22 protein-coding genes are annotated in these 21,209 nt (G+C 60.2%); 3 read left to right on the forward strand and 19 right to left on the reverse strand.

What is annotated here, in order from left to right:
• Window positions 1-139: 139 nt before the first annotated feature.
• The 6 genes from acpP to V7756_RS04360 form a co-directional block, all read right to left on the reverse strand.
• Window positions 140-376 (reverse strand): acyl carrier protein, encoded by a 237-nt coding sequence (acpP, locus tag V7756_RS04335; protein ID WP_092284417.1) that lies wholly within the window; start codon window positions 374-376, stop codon window positions 140-142.
• 179 nt (window positions 377-555) lie between these two features.
• Window positions 556-1,299, reverse strand: a complete 744-nt coding sequence (gene fabG / locus V7756_RS04340) for a 3-oxoacyl-ACP reductase FabG (protein ID WP_335608918.1) — start codon at window positions 1,297-1,299, stop codon at window positions 556-558.
• 10 nt (window positions 1,300-1,309) lie between these two features.
• Complete coding sequence (fabD, locus tag V7756_RS04345; RefSeq protein WP_335608919.1) at window positions 1,310-2,248, reverse strand: ACP S-malonyltransferase; 939 nt, start codon at window positions 2,246-2,248, stop codon at window positions 1,310-1,312.
• A 96-nt stretch (window positions 2,249-2,344) separates the two neighbouring features.
• Window positions 2,345-3,352 carry a phosphate acyltransferase PlsX gene (gene plsX / locus V7756_RS04350; RefSeq protein ID WP_335608920.1) on the reverse strand — a complete coding sequence of 336 codons (1,008 nt, stop codon included), beginning with the start codon at window positions 3,350-3,352 and terminating at the stop codon, window positions 2,345-2,347.
• Window positions 3,353-3,355: 3 nt separating this feature from the next.
• Window positions 3,356-3,538 (reverse strand): 50S ribosomal protein L32, encoded by a 183-nt coding sequence (gene rpmF / locus V7756_RS04355; protein ID WP_065335934.1) that lies wholly within the window; start codon window positions 3,536-3,538, stop codon window positions 3,356-3,358.
• A gap of 19 nt (window positions 3,539-3,557) precedes the next feature.
• Window positions 3,558-4,079: a YceD family protein gene (locus V7756_RS04360; RefSeq protein WP_335608921.1), complete on the reverse strand. Its 522-nt coding sequence runs from the start codon at window positions 4,077-4,079 to the stop codon at window positions 3,558-3,560.
• A gap of 168 nt (window positions 4,080-4,247) precedes the next feature.
• Here V7756_RS04360 and V7756_RS04365 point away from each other — a divergent pair, with 168 nt between their 5' ends.
• A complete protein-coding gene (locus tag V7756_RS04365; protein ID WP_442908947.1) occupies window positions 4,248-4,835 on the forward strand; it encodes a Maf family protein in 588 nt (195 codons plus the stop codon).
• A 9-nt stretch (window positions 4,836-4,844) separates the two neighbouring features.
• Here V7756_RS04365 and sppA read toward each other — a convergent pair whose 3' ends face one another.
• Genes sppA through rluC form a run of 3 tightly spaced genes read right to left on the reverse strand, consistent with a single transcriptional unit; the run spans window position 4,845 to window position 7,487 of the window.
• On the reverse strand, window positions 4,845-5,813 hold the full coding sequence (gene sppA / locus V7756_RS04370; protein WP_335608959.1) for a signal peptide peptidase SppA: 969 nt from the start codon (window positions 5,811-5,813) through the stop codon (window positions 4,845-4,847).
• 29 nt (window positions 5,814-5,842) lie between these two features.
• Complete coding sequence (locus V7756_RS04375; protein WP_335608922.1) at window positions 5,843-6,535, reverse strand: HAD-IIIA family hydrolase; 693 nt, start codon at window positions 6,533-6,535, stop codon at window positions 5,843-5,845.
• Window positions 6,528-7,487: a 23S rRNA pseudouridine(955/2504/2580) synthase RluC gene (gene rluC / locus V7756_RS04380; RefSeq protein WP_335608923.1), complete on the reverse strand. Its 960-nt coding sequence runs from the start codon at window positions 7,485-7,487 to the stop codon at window positions 6,528-6,530. The genes V7756_RS04375 and rluC overlap by 8 nt, the downstream gene beginning before the upstream one ends.
• 696 nt (window positions 7,488-8,183) lie before the next feature.
• On the opposite strand from rluC, the gene rne reads away from it, so the two are divergent.
• On the forward strand, window positions 8,184-11,528 hold the full coding sequence (gene rne / locus V7756_RS04385; protein WP_335608924.1) for a ribonuclease E: 3,345 nt from the start codon (window positions 8,184-8,186) through the stop codon (window positions 11,526-11,528).
• A gap of 113 nt (window positions 11,529-11,641) precedes the next feature.
• Here the strand turns inward: rne and murB are convergent, their stop codons facing one another.
• From murB to V7756_RS04425, 8 genes are all read right to left on the reverse strand, one after another.
• A complete protein-coding gene (gene murB / locus V7756_RS04390; RefSeq protein WP_335608925.1) occupies window positions 11,642-12,673 on the reverse strand; it encodes a UDP-N-acetylmuramate dehydrogenase in 1,032 nt (343 codons plus the stop codon).
• On the reverse strand, window positions 12,670-13,146 hold the full coding sequence (locus V7756_RS04395) for a low molecular weight protein-tyrosine-phosphatase (RefSeq protein WP_335608926.1): 477 nt from the start codon (window positions 13,144-13,146) through the stop codon (window positions 12,670-12,672). Before V7756_RS04395 ends, murB begins: the two co-directional genes overlap by 4 nt.
• Window positions 13,143-13,901, reverse strand: coding sequence for a 3-deoxy-manno-octulosonate cytidylyltransferase (kdsB, locus tag V7756_RS04400; RefSeq protein ID WP_335608927.1), 759 nt, complete (start codon window positions 13,899-13,901; stop codon window positions 13,143-13,145). The genes V7756_RS04395 and kdsB overlap by 4 nt, the downstream gene beginning before the upstream one ends.
• Window positions 13,902-13,903: 2 nt before the next feature.
• Entirely contained in the window at window positions 13,904-14,089 is a 186-nt protein-coding gene (locus V7756_RS04405) for a Trm112 family protein (protein ID WP_335608928.1), read from the reverse strand.
• A 3-nt stretch (window positions 14,090-14,092) separates the two neighbouring features.
• Window positions 14,093-15,112: a tetraacyldisaccharide 4'-kinase gene (gene lpxK, locus V7756_RS04410; protein WP_335608960.1), complete on the reverse strand. Its 1,020-nt coding sequence runs from the start codon at window positions 15,110-15,112 to the stop codon at window positions 14,093-14,095.
• Entirely contained in the window at window positions 15,112-15,546 is a 435-nt protein-coding gene (locus tag V7756_RS04415) for an ExbD/TolR family protein (RefSeq protein ID WP_335608929.1), read from the reverse strand. The genes lpxK and V7756_RS04415 overlap by 1 nt, the downstream gene beginning before the upstream one ends.
• A 2-nt stretch (window positions 15,547-15,548) precedes the next feature.
• Complete coding sequence (locus V7756_RS04420) at window positions 15,549-16,232, reverse strand: MotA/TolQ/ExbB proton channel family protein (protein WP_335608930.1); 684 nt, start codon at window positions 16,230-16,232, stop codon at window positions 15,549-15,551.
• 80 nt (window positions 16,233-16,312) lie between these two features.
• Complete coding sequence (locus V7756_RS04425) at window positions 16,313-18,562, reverse strand: DNA internalization-related competence protein ComEC/Rec2 (RefSeq protein ID WP_335608931.1); 2,250 nt, start codon at window positions 18,560-18,562, stop codon at window positions 16,313-16,315.
• 95 nt (window positions 18,563-18,657) lie between these two features.
• Between V7756_RS04425 and V7756_RS04430 the strand changes: the two genes are divergently transcribed.
• On the forward strand, window positions 18,658-19,182 hold the full coding sequence (locus V7756_RS04430) for a DUF2062 domain-containing protein (RefSeq protein ID WP_335608932.1): 525 nt from the start codon (window positions 18,658-18,660) through the stop codon (window positions 19,180-19,182).
• Here V7756_RS04430 and lolD read toward each other — a convergent pair whose 3' ends face one another.
• On the reverse strand, window positions 19,183-19,866 hold the full coding sequence (gene lolD, locus V7756_RS04435) for a lipoprotein-releasing ABC transporter ATP-binding protein LolD (protein WP_335608933.1): 684 nt from the start codon (window positions 19,864-19,866) through the stop codon (window positions 19,183-19,185).
• On the reverse strand, window positions 19,859-21,103 hold the full coding sequence (locus V7756_RS04440; protein WP_335608934.1) for a lipoprotein-releasing ABC transporter permease subunit: 1,245 nt from the start codon (window positions 21,101-21,103) through the stop codon (window positions 19,859-19,861). The genes lolD and V7756_RS04440 overlap by 8 nt, the downstream gene beginning before the upstream one ends.
• Window positions 21,104-21,209 lie beyond the last annotated feature (106 nt).

The raw sequence follows: 21,209 nt of genomic DNA on the forward strand, positions 1-21,209 counted from the left end.
GCCGTATTGTCGGCGCAAACGCGCCGGGCAGCAAGACGCCGTACCTCAGCCTACGTATCACCCTGTTTCGGACATACAAAAAAGCCGCAGTAACTTGAGAGCACTGCGGCTTTTTTCGACCTGTCGGCAGACTGCGTGATTACTTCTGGTTGGAGTTCACGTAGTTGATTGCTTCCTGGACGGTGGTGATCTTCTCGGCTTCTTCATCCGGAATCTCGGTCTCGAATTCTTCTTCGAGAGCCATCACCAGCTCCACGGTGTCCAGGGAGTCAGCGCCAAGATCTTCAACAAAAGAAGCACTGTTGGTTACTTCTTCTTCTTTGACACCGAGCTGCTCGGCAACGATTTTCTTGACGCGTTCTTCGATGGTACTCATACCTTGTTCTCACTCCTATTTGCAGTTCCGAGAAGCCGGACTGCGGGTAGTTTATAGAAACAAATTGCCTGGTTTCAAGCGTGAATCGTTCCTATCGTAAAGGGTGCAAAGCCTGCGGGGCTTGTACCCGGCAAAAAGTCATGCAAAAACATCATTGTAGCTCAGATGGAAATACCATCTCAGCTCATGTACATACCGCCGTTGACCGGCAGTGTAGCGCCGGTAATGTAGCCTGCCGACTCGCTGGCAAGAAAACCTACTGCGGCAGCAATTTCATCCGCCTGACCCAAACGGCCTAGCGGAATCTGCTCCAGCATCACATTGCGCTGGCTGTCATTAAGCGCACGCGTCATGTCTGTGTCAATAAAACCTGGTGCAACGGCGTTCACAGTAATGGCACGCGAACCCACTTCACGCGCCAGTGCGCGGGTAAAACCTTCCATGCCAGCCTTGGCTGCAGCATAGTTGGACTGGCCAGCATTACCCATACCGCCCACCACCGAACTGATGTTGATGATACGCCCCCAACGGCCTTTGGTCATGCCTCGCAGCACTGCCTTGGACAGGCGGTAGACCGAACCCAGATTGGTGCTCAACACATCATCCCATTCGTTGTCTTTCATGCGCATCAGCAGATTATCGGCGGTGATCCCGGCATTGTTCACCAGAATAGCCGGTGCGCCGTAGCTCTCGGTAATGCTCGCAAGCACAGCGGCGACCGACTCGGGATCACGCACATCCAGCTTCATGCCTGTGCCTTGGTAACCCGCTTCGGCGAGTTTATCGGCTATTGCCTGCGCACCCTGATCACTGGTTGCGGTACCAATAACAACGGCGCCCTGAGCAGCGAGGTTATGTGCAATGGCCTGACCGATGCCCCGACTCGCACCGGTAATCAGCGCTACTTTTCCTGCAAGACTCATGTCGAATTCCTTATGCAAAGTGTTCGCTGAACGCGGTAAAACCTGTAACGCTGTCCAGACTGTAGTTGTTGATGGCCTTGGCGCAACGCTTGTTCAGGCCGCCCAGCACTTTGCCGGGACCACACTCTGCCAGATCGGTGACGCCTTGCTCGGCCATGTAGACCACCGATTCCACCCAACGCACGGGACTGTAGAGCTGCTCCACCAGCAACTGGCGCAGGTCGGCCACATTGGCGGCAGGTTGCGCGGTGACGTTTTGCACCAGGGTAATGGAGGGCGCTTGCCAATCAAGCGCGGCAAAGTCCGACGACAATTGTTCGGCGGCGGGCTGCATCAGGGCGCAGTGTGAGGGAACACTGACCGGCAGCGCTATAGCGCGCTTGGCACCAGCGTTCTTGCAGGCGTCAATCGCGCGCGCAACGGCATCGGCCTCGCCAGCAATCACCACCTGGCCAGGCGCATTGAAATTCACAGCGCTGACCACCTGCCCCTGCGACGCAGCCGCGCAGAGCTCGATAATCTGTTCATCCTCAAGGCCCAGAATGGCCGCCATGGCGCCTTTGCCTTCGGGTACAGCCTGCTGCATCAACTGGCCGCGGCGCTCGACCAGACGCACCGCATCAGCGAAGGACAACACCCCGGCGGCAACCAGGGCCGAATATTCACCCAGGCTGTGACCGGCAACGAAAGCAGGACGCACCGCACTGGTTTGACACCACAGGCGCCAGAGCGCAACCGAGGCCGTGAGAATGGCGGGCTGAGTTCGATCAGTTCGATTCAGATCGGCTTCCGGACCATTCTGGCTCAACGCCCAAAGGTCATATCCGAGCGCGTCTGAGGCTTCGCCAAAGGTTTCCTTGATGACCGCATGCTGCTCGGCCAACTCGCCTAGCATACCAACCGCCTGCGAGCCCTGGCCGGGGAAAACGAAGCCAAGAGAATTAGTCATACCATCTTCCTGTTATCCAATGAATGAGCAGAGTCTAGACACATGAGTGTGACAATGGAATTTGGATGCCTTGCACCGCCCCGAGGTCACAGACTCTCATCGGGACTGCAAGCGTTGGGCAATGCGCTCGGGCAGACCCGCCTCACAGGCTTTCACCGCCTTGCCAATCGCTACCAGCATGGCCTGCTCGCCTGCACCACCGTGACTCTTGACCACGACGCCTCTCAGACCCAGTAGACTCGCACCATTGTGGCGCGCCGGATCGTTGCGCTGGCGCATGGGCCTGAGTGAGCGAGCAATGATCGGAGAGACCCAGCGCACCAGCCGGCTTGCGCGCATGGCGTCGCGCATCTCGGCCTGCAGATAGTTGGCTACGCCTTCGCTGGCCTTGAGCAGCACATTGCCGACAAAACCATCGCAGACCACTACGTCTGCCTCACCACGAAAGAGCCCATCGCCTTCCACATGGCCCACATAGTTGAGCTGCGTGCTGGCCGCCAGCAACGCGCCTACGGCGCGCACTTCGCGCCCGCCCTTGTGCACCTCATGGCCGATATTCAGCAGCCCTACGCGCGGGTTGGGCTTGCCGGTCAACTCAGCCACTGCCGCCGACCCCATCAGAGCGAACTCGAACAACTGCTCGGCGGAGCAATCGACATTGGCTCCCAGGTCGAGCACATGACAGTCATGCCCGGCAACCGGCAAAGCCGCCATGATGGCCGGCCGTTGTACGCCGTCCAGCATGCCCAGCACGGAGCGCGCCAGCACCATGAGCGCACCCGTGTTACCGGCACTCAGACAGCCGTCGGCCAAGCCATCGCGGACCTGCTGCAATGCCACGCGCATGGAGGCATCCGGCTTGCCACGCAGCACACTGGCCGGCGGATCATCCGCCAGAATCTGCTCTGATGTCGACAACAGGGTGACGCGTTCGGAAGGATAGCGGGCAGCAGCAATCAGCGGCGAAATAGCGTCCGCAGAGCCAACCAGAATGAGATGCAGGGAGGGGTAAAGCGCGAGACTGCGAAGCGCAGCGGGGACAATGCAACGGGGACCGAAGTCCCCGCCCATCACATCAATCGCCAGGCGAATTGACGTGGACAAAACTTATTCGTCGTTGTCCTTGTTTACAACCTGACGACCACGGTAGAAACCGTCAGGAGAAACGTGGTGACGAAGATGGGTTTCGCCAGTGGTCTTGTCTACAGACAAGGCAGCGGAGGACAACGCATCGTGTGAACGACGCATGCCGCGTGCGGAACGGGACTTTTTGTTCTGCTGAACAGCCATGACTAATAAGCTCCTAAGCTCAGGTATCGCGTTTTAACTTGGCCAGCACGCTGAAAGGATTAGGCTTCTCAGACTTTTCCTCCAGCTCCGCCGTCTCAGGGCGATACCCTGGCGGATGCTGACATGTGTCCTGCGGGTGCATCGGAACTGCAGGCAAGGCCAGAAGCAGTTCGTCTTCGATCAGAGATATCAGATCGAGCGGTTCTTCACCCACAATAACCGGTTCATAAAGACGGGGCAGCTGTTTGGCAGCCTCATCACTTTCGACAAAACCTACATCACACTCGCTGTCGAGCGGCACAATCACCTGCTCGAGACAGCGCTGGCAGATCAGCGGTGCATTGGTCTGATAATGACCATGCATGGTGCCGATCCCCTGTTCGTCGCGGGCAAAATGCAGTTCAACCTGCACGTCATCTGCGGGAGCAGCCAACACTGCCGCCAAACGCTGCATGCTATCGGCCTTCACCACGCCTTTCAGGGTGATTTGGCGATCAACAAGCCGTGCCGGCTCAATGTATGAGGGTATGGTTCCAGACATAAGCGCGCAATTCTAGGGACAGCAGCCCCATCTGTCAAAACTATTTGCAAGTAAACCCAGGACTGTTCGTCGGCTTGCCTGCCTGCTCGTCAGCCTGCTGACAGCCGGGTAACATCAAGAACCTTGTAACCACCCATTGCGCTGACACCAGCGCAAACTGTAAACAGGATGCAAACCTTGCTACCGCTGATTCTGGCCTCCAGTTCACCCTATCGCAAATCCCTGCTGGAACGCCTGCAACTGCCCTTTCAGAGCGCCAGTCCAGACATCGACGAAGCCGTCTTACCCAACGAGCACCCGGAACAGCTGACGCAGCGCCTGGCACTGACCAAGGCGAAGGCACTGCAATCACACTTCCCGGCCCACCTGATCATCGGCTCGGACCAGGTGGTACTACTCGACGGGCAACCGGTCAGCAAGCCGGAGAACCATGATGAGGCGTGCCGGCAGTTGCAGCGCAGCAGCGGCAAGACCCTTACCTTCTTTACTGCACTGTGCCTGCTCAACACCAGCAATGCGCAGCATCAGTTGATTGTCGAACCCTATGAAGTGACCTTTCGCCAGCTCAGCGACGCGCAGATAGAGCGCTACCTGCGGTGCGACCAGCCATACGACTGCGCCGGCAGCTTCAAATCAGAGGGTTTTGGTATCAGCCTGATCGAGCACATGCGCGGCGATGATCCGAACAGCCTGATCGGTTTACCCCTGATCAGGCTTTGCCAGATGCTGGCCAGAGAGGGTATCCATCTGCCCTGACCGTCTATCTCAACGCAGACTGGGACCGGAAAACCCCAACTCGGTAGCGATTGCCGCCCCCATGCTGGCACCGAGCTGACGAGTAAAGCGCTTGAATGGCGACTCCTGATGAGTGAAATCCACCAGCTCTTCGGCGCCAATGACATCACGCGCGACTGCCGAGGTGCTGGACAGACCATCTATCAGACCCAGCTCCAGCGCCTGCTCTCCAGACCAGATCAGGCCGCTGAACATGTCAGGGATCTCCTTCAACCGGTCGCCGCGACCCGCCTTGACCTGATTGATGAACTGCTGATGAGTGGTATTCAGCACACCCTGCCAGAACTGGCGCTCCTCCGGCTTCTCAGGCTGGAAGGGATCGAGAAACGCCTTGTGCTCGCCAGCGGTGTAGGTGCGCCGCTCCACGCCCAGCTTCTCCATGGTGCCGACAAAACCAAAGCTGGCAGCTGTCACTCCAATGGAACCCACCAGACTTGCCTTGTCGGCATAGATCTCGTCCGCGGCCGCCGCAATATAGTAGGCACCGGATGCGCCCAGGTCGGTGATTACCGCATACAACTTGATGTCGGGATGCAGCGCACGCAGACGCTTGATCTCGTCGTACACGTACCCCGACTGCACCGGGCTGCCACCAGGGCTGTTGATCCTCAACACCACGCCCTTGGTATTGACATCCTCGAAGGCCTCACGCAACGCACCCACCAGATTATCGGCACTGGCCTCTTCCTGATCGGCAATCATCCCGCGCAGCTCGATCACCGCCGTATGCGGCCCGCCCACCGCGCTCGACTCCATGTTCGCCAGAGGCGAGAACAGCATGATGGCGCCAAACAGGTATATAAAGGTCAACAACTTGAAGAAGATTCCCCAGCGACGCGAACGGCGCTGCTCCTTGAGCGATGCCTGCAACGTATCCTCAAGCAACCGCCAAGCCTTCTTGTCCTCGGCAGCCTGGGCTCGGGTCTCCCGGGAAACCATCTCGCCTTCGGTCCATTGATCATTGTGCATCAAGCTTCCCCCATCACGGATTTTTGGCCAACACGGCCAGCCTTGCTTAACCAAACCCCCAACTCACTGAACTCGTCGATGCAGTGCACCGGCCTGCAGCGCAACAACTGATCGCGACTCTGCGCCCCATAGGTTACAGCCACGGCGCGCATATCGGCATTGGCAGCCATATCCAGGTCAAAGGAACTGTCACCGACCATCAAGGCGCGCGAGGGCGCAGCGTTCAGCTCGCGAAGAATTTCCTGCAGCATGCGCGGATGCGGCTTGCTCGCCGTTTCATCAGCGCAGCGAGTACTTTCAAAAAAGCCCAGCAGATCGTGCTGCCGCAACATGCGATCAAGACCCGTGCGCCCCTTACCGGTCGCCACCGCCAGGCGATAGCCCTGAGCGCGCCATGACTCCAGCGACTCCAGCACACCCGGAAACAGCTGCAAGGGTTGTGCTGGCTGGTTGCGGTACTGGGTCCGATAGCCAGCCAGAACCGCGTCCAGACGCTGCTGGTCCTGCTCCTGCGGATAGAGCGCGGCCACCGCCTCGGGCAACCCCAGCCCAATGATACCGCGCACTGCCAGCGCATCGGGTATCGGCATACCCGCCTGTTCGGCTGCGCAGCGCATGGTGCTGACGATATGACCAACCGAGTCCGAGAGGGTGCCATCCCAATCGAAAATCAGCGTATCCACTTCACCCATTGCGCAACCGCCCTAAGGTGTCATCCCACTGCTTGCCCGGTTGCGCCTCCACCTTCAGCTCCTGACCGTCCGCCATGACCACGCGTAGCGAGCGCGCATGCAGGAACAAACGCTTGCCACCCAGTTCACGCACTACGCGGGAAAAGTCGTCGTCACCGTACTTGGGGTCACCGGCGATCGGGTGTCCAGCGTGCCTGGCGTGCACGCGAATCTGGTGCGTGCGACCGGTAATGGGTCTCGCCTCCACGAGCGTCGCCAGTTCGCCAAAGCGCTCCAATACGCGAAATTCGGTCAGGCTTTCCTTGCCTTCAGTGTTCACCTCGACCATGCGCTCGCCGGAGCGCAAGTTGCTCTTCTGCAGCGGCGCATGCACCTTTTTGGTTGACGCGGGCCAGCGACCACGGACCAGCGCTTCATAGCATTTGGTCACACCGTCACCACGCAGCGCAGCATGCAGATGCCGCAACACACTACGCTTCTTGGCAATCATCAGACAACCGGAGGTATCACGGTCCAGCCGATGCACCAGCTCCATCTGCGGACAGTCAGGGCGCATCTGGCGCATCGCCTCGATCACCCCAAAGTTCAGACCGCTGCCGCCATGCACAGCCAGACCCGCTGGCTTGTTGACCACAATCAGCCCCTTGTCTTCAAACAGAATGCCGGCCTCGAGCGCATTGAGAATACCCTGCCCCACCAGCGCCGGTTCGTTGGGCGCGGGCAGCCGCACCGGCGGAATCCGCAGAGTATCGCCGGCTTGCAGGCGGTAGTCTGGCTTGACCCGACCCTTGTTCACCCGCACCTCCCCCTTGCGCAGGATGCGATAAACGAGGGTCTTGGGGGCACCCTTGAGGCGGGTAATAAGGTAGTTGTCGATGCGCTGGCCGGCCTGATCAGCATCGATCTGATCAAACTGGACCTGGACAGGAAGTTCGCTGGGGCTGTTTTTCATCCGCGCATGATACATTTTTTCATTCAATTGAAGCACTTAAAAAATGCTGCTATAGTCCGGCGAGCTGCCGCGTTTGCAGCCGGGGAGTCCAGCCCATACAAAGCTGCCGAGCCCCAGAAACAAAGCCATACAGTCTCCGCCAACAAACGAAAACGAATGATCGGCGCGACTTATGTTTGCAACACTGCCTGCCATGAGGGCACGCAGAAAATCAACCCGCTCGCGGACAACCACGCTGAGCGGCACCCGATTCAGATGGGTAAGTGTTTAGGTGGAGATGCACAGCTTCAGGATAATGTGACGAGCGCTGACACTTGCCATTCAATGTGTCCCCGTTACCAGTCCAGCTGATTCCTCCCTAAGGACGCCTTGCAGCAACATCCGGGCATTACGTGAAGCCGGCCAGACCGCTGATCCGCAGACCCTGCGTTGACAGCCACATGACCGCCACCCGGCAGCATAAAAGCCTGCCGCCGTAGCCAACCCTCTTGTTCTTGCAGGACAGTCCCCAAGCAGTTTCTCTGTAGAAGTAACAGATAGAACTGTCGTTGACGCTGCCAACCAGCAGCAATGCGATGTGAACTCTGCACCAGGGCGATCCATGCCCAGGCCAGAAACACACCTGACACCGAACGCATGAGTCGCAGGTGCCGTACACGTGATATCCGTCTAGCCCTGGAATCACAACGGTACTTCATGAAAAGAATGCTAATCAACGCAACTCAACCCGAAGAGTTGCGTGTCGCCCTGGTAGACGGCCAGCGCCTTTATGACCTCGACATCGAATCCGGTGCTCGCGAACAGAAGAAGGCCAACATCTACAAAGGTCGCATTACCCGCGTCGAGCCCAGCCTCGAAGCTGCCTTCGTCGACTTCGGCTCCGAACGCCACGGCTTCCTGCCCCTCAAGGAAATCTCCCGCGAATACTTCTCCAAGCAGGTAGAAGGTCGCGTGAACATCAAGGACGTCCTAAAGGAAGGCCAGGAAGTCATCGTTCAGGTCGACAAGGAAGAGCGTGGCAACAAAGGCGCCGCCCTGACTACCTTCATCAGCCTGGCTGGTCGCTATCTGGTGCTGATGCCGAACAATCCCCGTGCTGGCGGCATCTCTCGCCGCATCGAAGGCGAAGAGCGTAACGAACTGCGTGAAGCGCTGAACAGCCTGAATGTGCCTGCCGACATGGGCATGATAGTGCGTACTGCTGGTCTGGGCCGCAGCGCAGAAGAACTGCAATGGGATCTCGACTACCTGATGCAACTCTGGGACGCCGTGAAAGGCGCCTCCTCCGAACGCAGTGCCCCCTTCCTGATCTATCAGGAAAGCAACGTCATCATTCGCGCCATCCGCGATTATCTGCGCCAGGACATCGGTGAAGTGCTGATCGACAGCGAAACCGTGAAGGAAGAAGCGCTCAATTTCATCAGCCAGGTGATGCCGCAGTACGCGAGCAAGGTGAAGCTGTATGAAGACAGCGTTCCTCTGTTCAATCGCTTCCAGATCGAAAGCCAGATCGAAACCGCGTTCGAACGCGAAGTGAAACTGCCCTCCGGCGGCTCCATCGTGATTGACCATACCGAAGCCCTGGTTTCTGTAGACATCAACTCCGCGCGTGCCACCAAGGGCGGCGATATCGAAGAGACCGCACTGCAGACCAACCTGGAAGCGGCTGAAGAAATCGCCCGCCAACTGCGCCTGCGTGACATCGGCGGCCTTATCGTTATCGACTTTATCGACATGAGCCCGGCCAAGAATCAGCGCGCCGTAGAAGAGCGCGTACGCGAAAGTCTGGAAGCGGACCGTGCCCGCGTACAGGTGGGTCGCATCTCCCGTTTCGGCCTGCTGGAAATGTCCCGTCAGCGCCTGCGGCCCTCGCTGGGCGAGACCAGCGGCATCGTCTGCCCGCGCTGTAATGGCCGCGGCACCATCCGCGACGTCGAGTCACTGTCCCTTTCCGTACTGCGACTCATTGAAGAAGAAGCACTGAAGGAGCGCACCGCTGAAGTGCGCGCACACGTACCCGTCGCGGTCGCCACCTTCCTGCTGAATGAAAAACGCGAAGCCCTGGCCAAGACCGAGGCACGCACCAAGATTCGTATCCTGATCCTGCCGACGCCGCACATGGATACGCCGCACTTTGAAGTGCAGCGCCTGCGCGACGATCACGAATCCGTACTGAATCACGAAAGCAGCTTCACCATGAGCAGCGAAGTGGAAGCGGAAGAGCCAACTCCGGTTAGCCAGACCCGCGCCATCGTGCGTCAGGAAGCCGCCGTCAAGGCCCTCTCCCCTGCTCGCCCAGCGCCTACTCCCCCAGCACCGGTAGAAGCCGTGCAGGCAGCTCAGCCGAATCTGTTCAAGGGCCTGATCAAGTCTCTGGTGGGCCTGTTTGCCCATGACGACACGCCGAGCGCCCCCGCCAAGGAAGTCGAAGAGACTCCAGCGGCCAAGCGTCCGAGCCGTGACGGTGGCAACCGCAACAGCGATGAGCGCCGCAACAACCGCAATCGCCGTCAGCGCCCTGACCGCAACGAGCGCGGTAACCGTGCCGAGCGCCCAGAACGCGCAGAACAACGCCCCGAGGCTGAGCGCAAGCAGGCGCCGCGCAACGAACGCCCCGCCGAGACCGTGACTGAGACCCCGGCCGACAGCGCGCCAGCGCAGAAGCCGTCCAACTCACGTCGCCGCCGTCGCCCAGCCGATGCCGATCAACAGCGCACGCCACGCGATGATGACAACCAGGCCCGCCAGCAAACTCGCGAGCGTCGCCCGCAACGTCAAAGCGAGCAGGAGCATGAAGCCGAAGACATCAGCGTAGAGACTACCACTGCTACCGAGAACCTCGAGCAGGGTAACGAAGGCAATGAGGCCGATCGTCCCAAACGCCGCTCACGCAGCAGCCAGCGCCGTCGCAGCAACCGTCGCCGTCCGCAGCAGGAAGGCACCGAGGGGAGCGAAGGAACTTCATCCGAGCAGAGCACGGACGAAGCCCAGGATAGCCAGAAGGCACCTATTGCCGCCGCTGTGGTCAGCGCCGATGCCGTTGCCGCGGAAACCGCAGCAGCGCCTACCGCACCCGCTGCGGAAGACGCTGACAGCACGGCCGTCACCGATGTTCAGGCACCGGTAGAAGCCGGCCTGAACGAAGCCGCCAGCAAGGTGGAAGCGTCCATCGAAACCGCGGTTGAAGCCTTTAGCCAGGCGCAGCCAGGCGAGCAGCTGGATGCCGAAGCGGCAACAGTCGGCGAGCCCGTATCGCCAGCCGAGCCAACCGCAGAGTCTGAGCTGGAGCCGGAACAGGCAGACGCTCCGCGCCCGCCACGCCGTCAGCGCCAGGAGCGCAAGAAGCCCGCAGCAGTCGAGGAGACTCAACCAGAATCGACGCAGCCAGCCGAAACAGCAGCAGAAGCCGCCAGCGAGCCAGCCCCCGCAGCCGCCAAAGCCGAAGAAGCGCCCATTGAAGCTGAAGCAATGCCGGAACCTGCCGCGGTAGAAACGCCCGCTGCTACCCCCGAGCAGGCCAAGGAAGAAGTCCAGACGTCGGTTGCTGACAGCACTGCCAAGGCAGAAGACAGCATCCCGGCGCTGACTGAAAGCGGCCGCGCCTATAACGACCCACGCGAGATCCGTCGCCGCCAACTGGAAGCCAAACGCCAAGCTGAAGCCGCAGCGCAAGAGCCTAGCACTCCCGTCAGCGAGCAGCAGTCCGAGGCCAAGCCGGCAGCGGAACCTGGTGCTGACGCCGAAGCAGCCAAGCCGGCGCCAGCGAGTGCGCCGGTCGAAGCCGAGTCCGAAGCTCAACGCCCTGTCGCTGAAGAAGCACCTGCAAAAGCGCTCGCAGCAGAGCCTCAAGCAGCCAGCCAGCCGACACAGGCAGACATGCTGGACGCTGAGACAGCGCAGCCTGAAGTCGCTGCCGAAGCAGCGAGCGAGGCCGCTGCCGAGACCGGGGCCAAGCCAAAAGCGCCAGCGCAGGATGCCCAAGCGGAGGTTCAACCTGCGGAGCAGCCGGCCGGGCCCGACAGCGATATCAGCAAGTCGTAACAGGTTGTAGCAACAACAAAAAAGGGATGCCTCGGCATCCCTTTTTTGTCTCTGCATTGCGTTGTATCAGCTCGCTTCCCGCTCCCCTGTGCCAGACCCGCCGGCCGCTGGTCTCAGGCGCGCAGCGTTCCCAGCAAGGGAGGCTCCTGCTCAAGCACCACGCCAAAACGCTGCTGTACCTCGGCGGCAATGTCTGCCGCCAGGGCCAGAATCTCACTGCCCCGCGCCATGCCGTAATTCACCAATACCAGCGCCTGGGCCTGATGCACGCCCACGTCGCCGCGCCGAAAACCCTTCCAGCCCGCCTGTTCTATCAGCCAACCGGCAGCCAGTTTGCACAGACCGTCCGGTTGCGGAAAGTGCGGCATACCCGGATGACGCAGCAGCAGGGCGTCGGCAGCAGCTTGCGACACCAAGGGATTCTTGAAAAAGCTGCCCGCGTTCGGCAACACGGCAGGGTCTGGCAGTTTGTCACGCCTGATGGCACAAACCAGCTCGCTGACCACCCGTGAATCCGGCGATTGCAAGCCCGTGGCCTGCCAGGCAGCCGCCAGAGGGGCATATTCCACGTTGATATACGGGCGTAGTGACAGGCGAAAACGCACTCGCAAGATCACATAACGCCCCGGTGCACGCTTGAAGCAGCTGTCGCGGTAGGCAAAGCCGCATTCGGCCAAGGAGAAACTGACCACCGCCCCGGTATGTCGGTCGAGCGCGTCCAGGCTGACAAATACGTCTTTTACCTCAACCCCGTACGCGCCGATATTCTGCACCGGTGCTGCGCCTACCGTGCCCGGAATCAGCGACAGATTCTCCAGGCCGCTGAGCCCCAGATCCAGCGACCAGCGCACAAAGTTGTGCCAGTTCTCCCCCGCAGCCGCCTCCACCACGACCATCGAGGACGAACGCGACAACACTCGCCGCCCACGGCTTCGCATCAATACCACCAGCCCTGCTACCGGGCCAGCGAGCACCAGATTGCTGCCGCCGCCCAGCAAGGTCAGCGGCCAATTGTTGCGGCTGGCCAGTTGCACGGCAGCCAGTAGTTGGCGTTCGTTTTCCACCACCAGCAGGTGCTCCGCCTGCTCGCTCACCGCCAGCGTGTTATAGGGCCGCAGATCGACCTGCGATTGCAGCACGCTCAAGACTGCACCTGTTGATCCAGCCAGGCATCTGCCGCCTGCTCAAGCATATCCAGTACTTGCTCGAAGCCGTCGGCGCCACCGAAATAAGGATCAGGCACTTCCTCGGGCCCTTGCGGCAAGATACTCATGAACAGCTGAATTCTCGCCTGAGTCGAAGCCGGCGCCCGGGCGAGCAGATTCTGCAGATTGCTCTTGTCCATCGCCAGGATAAGGTCGAAATCGACAAAATCGCTGTCGCGCACCGCGCGCGCGCGCTGAACAGACAGATCGTAACCCCGCTTGCGCGCGGCAGCCGTGGCGCGCTTATCCGGCGACTCACCCGTGTGGTAACCGCCAGTGCCGGCAGAATCCACTACAAAGTTCTGCTGCAGGCCCCGTTCGTGCAGGCGTGCTTCAAACACGCCCTGCGCTGTCGGCGAACGGCAGATATTGCCCAGACAAACAAAGAGTACCCGCGTCGGTGCCGGCGTCATGCCTGCCCCAGCAAGGCGCGTACCCGATCCAGATCTGCCTGGGTGTCTACCCCGGCAGGCAACAGCTCACAAGCGGTTGCAACATGAATTCGCGTGCCAAACCAGAGCGCACGCAGTTGCTCCAGCGATTCGGCAATCTCCAGCGGACTGGCAGGCCAGGTGACATAGTCGTGCAGAAAACCGACCTTGTAGGCGTAAATGCCGATGTGCCGGTTGAAGGGTATTCCCGCCGGCAGTGGCCCAGGCCCGGCAGCGAAGGCGTCCCGACACCAGGGCATGGGCGCGCGGCTGAAGTAAAGCGCGAAACCCTGATGATCACAGACCACCTTCACCGCATTCGGATTGAACAGGGTCTCGGCATCGGCAATGGGCTCGCAAAGAGTGGCCATCCCCGCTTCGGGGTGCGCCAGCAGGTTTCCGGCTACCTGATCTATCACCGCCGGCGGTATCAGCGGCTCATCACCCTGCACGTTGACCACACAGGCATCGGCAGGCAGCCCCAGAGCACTGACAACCTCTTGCAAGCGATCCGTACCGGAGGGGTGATCTTCACGGGTCAGCAATACCTGGGCACCAAAGGCCTGACAGGCATCAACTATGCGCTGATCATCGGTGGCAACGGTCACCGACAGAGCCGAGCTCTTGCGCGCCTGCTCCCAGACATGCTGCACCATGGGTTTGCCGGCAATCAGTTGCAGCGGCTTACCCGGCAGGCGGGTGGAGGCATAACGCGCCGGAATGATGACGTGGAACATGTTCAGCGATCCAGCTTTTCATCAGCATCCAGTGCACGCGCTTCGGTTTCCAGCATGACCGGAATTCCCTCGCGCACCGGATAGGCGAGTCCATCAGCGCGACACCAGAGCTCGGTTTTCTGGGCGTTGAGCACCAGGGGGCCCTTGCATATCGGGCAAGCCAATACATCTAACAGTTTAGGGTCCATCTTTTACTCCTGTGATTGGTTTGAACCGGCAGATGCAGTAGGCAGCAGCGCCACCAGCGCCGCAGCGAAGGCATCGCTCAGATGCGCATCGACGCTCAGATACCACCAGTTCTCCTGGGCCAGAGGGCGGCATTTCACTGCATCTTTCTCGGTCATTATGACTGTTTTATTCTGCGGCAGGTTGCGCAAAGAATCGTGCGTGTAGCTGGCGTGATCCGCAAATACCAGCGGCTCAGAGGAAAACCCGCACGCCTCCAGTGTGTGAAAAAAACGCTGGGGATTGCCGATGCCAGCGAGCGCAATTACTTCGCGCTCGCCACGCCAGAGTGCCAGAGGCACTTTCTTGCCACTGCGCAGATGCACCAGGCTGGTAGGCTGCAACTGCATGGCAAAGCGATTCGTCTGATCGGCCGCAGCGCCATTGCAGACCACCAGATCTACGCAATCGAGACGCTCGGGTGGTTCGCGCAAGGGCCCTTCCGGCAGGCAGCGGCCATTGCCCAAGCCTCGCTGCGCGTCCAGCATCACCAGCTCCACCGTGCGACCGAGCGCATAATGCTGCAGCCCGTCATCGCTGATGATGACGTCAATATCGTTGCTTGCGAGCAATGCACGCGCCGCTGCCGGCCGGTCAGGATCAATGAACAGCGGTACCTGGGCACGTTGGGCAATCAACAGCGGCTCGTCGCCACAATCCGCGGCATCGGCCTCGGGCGTCACGGCCCAGGGCAATTGCGGCGGCTGACCACCATAACCGCGGCTGATTACCCCCACACGGTAACCTTGGTCGCGCAAGAACTCGATCAGCCACAGCACCATCGGAGTTTTGCCGGTACCACCGAGAGTGATATTACCTACGATGATCAGCGGCACCGGCGGCCGCCACTGCGGGGACTGCCCACTCAGATAACGCTGACGGCGGCGCACCACCGCCCAGCGATACAATGCCGACAGCGGCCGCAGTATTAGCAGCCAGGGCTGTTTCCCATACCAGGCGCGCAGCAACGCCTGCTCAAGGCTGATCACTGCGCCTCGCCCGCTCCAATTTCACTGGTAGTCAAGCGCAATCGGCTGAAACCCAACTGGCCGGCGGCGTCCATTGCCGTTATCACGTATTGATGCGGTGTTTGCGCATCGGCGGTGATAACTACTGGCAACAGATTATCGCCACCAGACTCTTTGCTCAGTGCCGCTTTGAGGTTACTCAGGTTGGGGTTGAGCAGACTTTTCTCGTTGAGCGCCATGTCGCCAGTGGCCGAAATAGTCAGCTCGAGCTGCTGAATATTGCGGTTCTCCACGCGCTCACCAGAGGCCGCCTGCGGCAGATCCAGCTTGAGCTGCGTCTCGCGGGTAAAGGTGGTAGAAACCATAAAGAAGATCAGCAGCAGAAAAACCACATCGATCAGCGGCGTCAGGTTGACACTGACCTCCTCCGTTCTCTGACGGCGGAAGTTCACGGTCAGGCTCCCTTGCCGACAGCCGCAGCCACGGTAGCGCGCTTGCCGTTGCCATTGCCGTTGTCGCCGTTGAACTCCACGTCACGATTGCCCTGTACCACTTCGACCAGTTTGGTCGCTTCCTGCTCCATGGTAATAACCAGTTCATCGACCCGACGTACAAAGAAACGATGAAAGAACACTGCCGGAATGGCTACGGTGAGGCCCGCAGCAGTGGTGATCAGTGCCTTGGAGATACCGCCGGCGAGCACCCCGGTGTTGCCGGTGCCCTGCACCATGATGGCACTGAAGACGTCGATCATGCCAATCACCGTGCCCAACAGGCCCAGCAGCGGAGTAATGGCCGCTATGGTGCCCAGCGTATTCAGATAGCGCTCAAGCTCGTGGACCACCTTGCCGGCGGCCTCCTGAATGCACTCTTTCATGATTTCCCGGCCATGACGCGAATTGGCCAGGCCAGCGGCCAGCACTTCACCCAGAGGAGAGTCGGCGCGCAGGGTTTTCAGTTTGACCGCATCAAGCTGGCCGTCCTTGATCCAGCGCCAGACTTGTCCAAGCAGGTTTACCGGCGCCACGCGACTGGTGCGCAAGGCCCACAAACGCTCTATGACAATAGCCACGGCAATTACAGATGACAGAATGATCGGCAGCATCAGCCAGCCACCGGAACTGATCAATTCCCACACAAGCGATCCCTCCCCAAAATGGTTGTTTACTCTAGCACAGACAATCCGCTGAAACGCCCTGTAACAGCAGTGCCTGCACCTTATTGTTCATGCCAGAAACGCCGTGCTCTCTCGCGCCAACGCCAACTGAGCCGAGGCCCGGTCAAGTCATTTAGCTGAAAGCGCACAGCGCCGGAAGCGGCAGTATAAACCGGTTCTACCGACAGTTCGCGATATCGTGCCACAACCTTGGCATGCGGATGCCCATACCGATTGTTTGCCCCGGCACTGAAGACCACCCAGCGCGGAGCGACCCGGCGGATAAAAGCGTATGAAGAGGAGCTATGACTGCCGTGGTGAGGCGCCAGCAGCAGCGCGGATGGCTTCAGCGCTGGCAACAATCGGTACTCGCCAGCCCGACGGATATCGCCGGGGAGCAGCGCTCCAGCGGCCTGGCCGCCTATCTGCAACAGGCAGGAACGGTCGTTACCGCTGTCTGTCGCCTCACCCGCCGGCAATAGCGCAAAGCCCACGCCGTCCCACTGCCAGCTCTGCGCCACGCAGGGCTCTGCCGGCAGCACCGCTGCCAGACGCTCCGGCTCGCCGCTGACCACGCGAGTGACCGGCAGACGCCGGGCGACGGCTGGCGCTCCGCCGGCGTGATCGTTGTCAGCATGGCTCACCACCAGCATGTCCAGATGCTTGACTCCGCTGGCCAGCAAAGCCGGCGCGACCACCGCCTCACCCAGATCAAAGCCGCTGGACAGCCGAGCACCTGCGTCATATAGCAGATCATGCTGCGCAGTCTGCACATGCACCGCCAGGCCCTGCCCCACATCCAGCACTGTTACCTGCGCTACTCCCGGCGAGGGTCGAGGAATCGAGGGCCAGAGCAAGGGTAGCAGGCACATGGCCGCGGGCAGCCATAACAAACGGGCCAGCGGACTGAGTAGTATCAAGGTGCCCAGCACGACAACCAGCCAGGCAACCCAGCCGGGAAAGGCAAAGTGCAAAACCGGGCTGAAGTTGGCCACCCATTGCAAGCCATCGAACAACCAGCCCAAGAGCCAGGCCGCCAGACGCAGCAACTCAGGCCAGCCACAGATAACCTCCAGCAACGCCCCCAGCAATGCAACGGGCAGAATCAACAGGCTGATGCAGGGAATGGCAAGCAAATTCACCCCAAAGGCCGAAATGCTGCTAGGCATGCCCCAGAGCACCAACCAGGGCCACAGACCAAGATAAACCACCCATTGAGCACTGCCCCAGCGCGCCCAGATACCACGCTGCGCCAGGCGGCCACCCAGACCGAAGAGCAACAGCCCTACGGCCACAAAGGATAACCAGAAACCGGCACGCAGAGGCGCGGCGGGGTTCAGCATAACCACCGAGACCAGAGCCACCAGCCAGACCAGCGGCGCGCTGGGCCTTCGCTGGCACAGCTGGGTCAGACATACCAGTGCGCACATCAGCAGCGCCCGCTGCACCGGCACGGCGAAACCGGCCAGCCAGGCATAGAGGCCCGCCGCTACCAAAGCCACCGGAGCAGACAGCCACAGTTGCGGCCAGGACCAGCCAAAGCGTCCCCAGCGCAGCAGTTGTCGTGTCAACCAGAATACGGCCAGGGCCAGCATGCCGACATGCAGCCCCGAAATCACCATCAGATGGCTGGTACCTGTGGCCTGCAGTACCTCCCAGTCGGCATCGCCGAGGCTGGATTTGTCGCCCAGCAACAAGGCGAGCAGGCGCTGACCCTGCGGCACAGGAGCAAGTGCCGCAGCAAATCGCGTGCGCAATTCATCACGCCAGGACGTCGCCGTTGGCAACGAGAGGCGCTCACCACTGCGCACGCTCCCTAGCCCACCGGTAGCAGCGGCGTAAAGCCAGGCCTCGTAATCGAAAGCACCGGGATTGCTCATGCCTCGTGGGCGTCGTAACTTCGCCTCGAAGCGCCACACCTCTCCCGCCGCTATTGGCTCGCCGCCCCACCAGTGCATGCGCAAATCCGGCAGGACTTCGTCACTGTGGCTGACGTGCACAGCTTCAAGTTGAAACCGCCAGCCGGTCGCGGTTTGCTCGGGCAAGGCAGCGACTCGCCCTTCGATCAGCAACTGTTGATTGTCATGGTTATGCGCCAGACGCTGCGACAGCGCCTGCTGATGAAACAACAGTGCCCAGCAGAGGCCGAGCAGCAGGAAAGCCAGGTAGCGGCCAGCGGCCAGGGTACGCCACAGCAGCGCCGCCAACGGCAGCAGCAACCAGGGCAACCACCAGGGCGGTAGCTGCTCAAGGCACAGCGGTAATAGCAGACCGGCAAGCAGACTTGCCAGTAGCAGGCGAAGATCGCTCAAGCAAACATCCTGTAATCGACTATGCTGCCAGGCAGTAGTGCCCGTCTGACATTCCATGCATAATTGGCGCACGCCACAGTAGCCGAAACCCTGCGATGCCTCGCCGTCTATTTAAACGCCTGATGCCTCATCCGGATCGAATCAAAGGCAGCAAGTCCCTGCGGTTCATGGGCGATCTGCTGCACGATCCGAATTTATGGCACCTCAACCGCCACAGCGTTGCGCGGGCAATGGCAGTGGGCCTGTTTGTTGCGTTGATCCCGATTCCCTTGCAAATGCTGCTGGCCGCTGCGGTAGCAGTGCTGGTGCGTGCCAATCTGCCGATCTCGGTCAGTCTGGTCTGGCTGACCAACCCGGTCACCATGCCGCCGATCTTCTACGCCCAGTACAAGGTAGGCACGTTATTGCTGGGCGCACCCGAGCGCAGCATGCCGATGGAGTTGTCGGTGACCTGGTTGATGGCCGAACTGCATCACATCTGGCAGCCACTGCTGCTGGGATCGGTGCTGGTGGCTACCGTGATGGCGGCGCTGGGCTACTGCCTGACCATGTTGTATTGGCGACTCTGGGTGTCGCGCAACTGGCAACGGCGCAAAATGCGACGCCGTCACCAATCCTGATCAAACCTGCTCGCAGAGCTGCCCGGTTTTCAAGGTAAAGACGCGGTCCATGCGCCCCGCCAACGTCAGATCGTGGGTCACTACCAGAAAGGCCGTGCGCAAGGTCTGGCTGAGCTCAAGCATCAGTTGCTGAATGCTTTCGGCGGTGTGTTGGTCCAGATTGCCAGTCGGCTCATCCAGCAGTACGCAGGCAGGCTCATTGATCAAGGCGCGGGCAATTGCCACTCTTTGACGCTCACCGCCGGACAGTTCGGCCGGCTTATGCGTCACCCGCTCCGCCAGCCCCACCCGCTCAAGCATGGCTGTCGCCCGCTTGCGCGCCTGGGCAATCGGAGTCTTGCCGATCAACAGTGGCATGCATACATTCTCCAGCGCACTGAACTCCGGCAGCAGATGGTGGAACTGATAAACAAAGCCCAGATCGGCGTTGCGTAGTCGTCCGCGCTGGGTTTCCTGCATGGAAGACAGCTGCTGCCCGGCCAGCCATACCTCGCCCTCGGAAGGCGTATCCAGCCCACCCAGCATGTTCAGCAAGGTGGTCTTGCCGGAACCGGAACTGCCCACGATGGCAATGCGCTCGCCCCGGTGCAGGGAGAAGTGCACCTGATCCAGCACCCGCAGGCGCTGCGGACCCACCGCGTATTCCTTGCTCAGATTACGACACTCAAGAACGATATCAGTCATAACGCAGGGCCTCCGCCGGCTCGGTTCGTGATGCCCGCCAGGCGGGATACAGCGTGGCCAGAAAGCTCAGACTGAGCGCTGCGCCGCAAATAATAAAGACATCACTCCAGATCAGTTGCGAGGGCAGGTAGCTGATGAAGTACACATCCGAGCTGAGAAACTGAATGCCCAGCACCTGCTCCAGCCAGGACACCAGCTGCGAGACATTCAACGCCGCCAGTACACCGAGCACACAACCGCTCAGCGTTCCCACCACACCGATCACCGATCCCTGCACCATGAAGATGCCCATGATCGACATGGGAGTAGCACCCAGCGTACGCAGAATAGCGATATCCGCTTTCTTGTCGGTGACCACCATGACCAGGGTAGAAATGATGTTGAACGCAGCGACCGCCACTATCAGCATCAACAGCAGACCAATCATGGTTTTTTCCATCTTGATCGCCGCAAAGAGATTACCGTGAGTGCGCGTCCAGTCCTGCGCGTAATAGTCGCCCGGCAGTTGGCTGACGATATCCCAGGCAACCTTGGGCGCCTCAAACAGATTGTCCAGCTTGATACGCACGCCCTGCACCTGACCAGGCTGCCAGCGGCTGAGTTTGGCCGCATCGGCCACATGGATCATTGCCAGCGAGCCATCCAGCTCCGCACCCACTTTGAACACACCTGCGACCGTAAAGCGCTTGAGCCGCGGAAATACACCGGCCGGAGTCACCGAAGCTTCGGGCAGCACGAAGGTCAGCTTGTCGCCGACCTCGACGTTGAAACGTTTGGCGATCAGCTCACCGATGACGATTCCAAACTCACCCTCTACCAGACTATCCAGCGACCCGCTCTGCATATGGTTTTCGATAATGGAGACGGTCTTTTCCGCCTCAGGCTGTACACCCGTGACCAGCACAGGCGCGACACTGCCGTCGTGCGTGAGCATGCCCTGCAACTGGATGAAGGGCGCAGTCGCCACCACCTTTGGGTTAGCTATCAGTTGCTTGGAGAGCGCTTGCCAATCGCTGATTGGCTGGTAACCGTTGATGGTGGCGTGCGGCACCATGCCGAGAATGCGGGTGCGCAGCTCGCGGTCAAAGCCATTCATGACCGATAGCACCAGAATCATCACCATCACGCCCAGGGTCAGCCCCAGCATGGAAATCAGCGAGATGAAGGAAATGAAGTGATTGCGGCGTTTGGCGCGTGTGTACCGCAGCCCGATAAAGAAGGGTAAGGGTCTGAACATGAAAAGCAGGTTACCTTATAAGCCGGGCTCAGCCGGTGAATTTTGATCGACATGTTACACTGAACGGCAGCACTTGAGCACTTGGTCAGCGTTACCAGAGTCTGCT

Source organism: Halopseudomonas sp. (assembly GCF_036961105.1).
Lineage (GTDB): Bacteria > Pseudomonadota > Gammaproteobacteria > Pseudomonadales > Pseudomonadaceae > Halopseudomonas.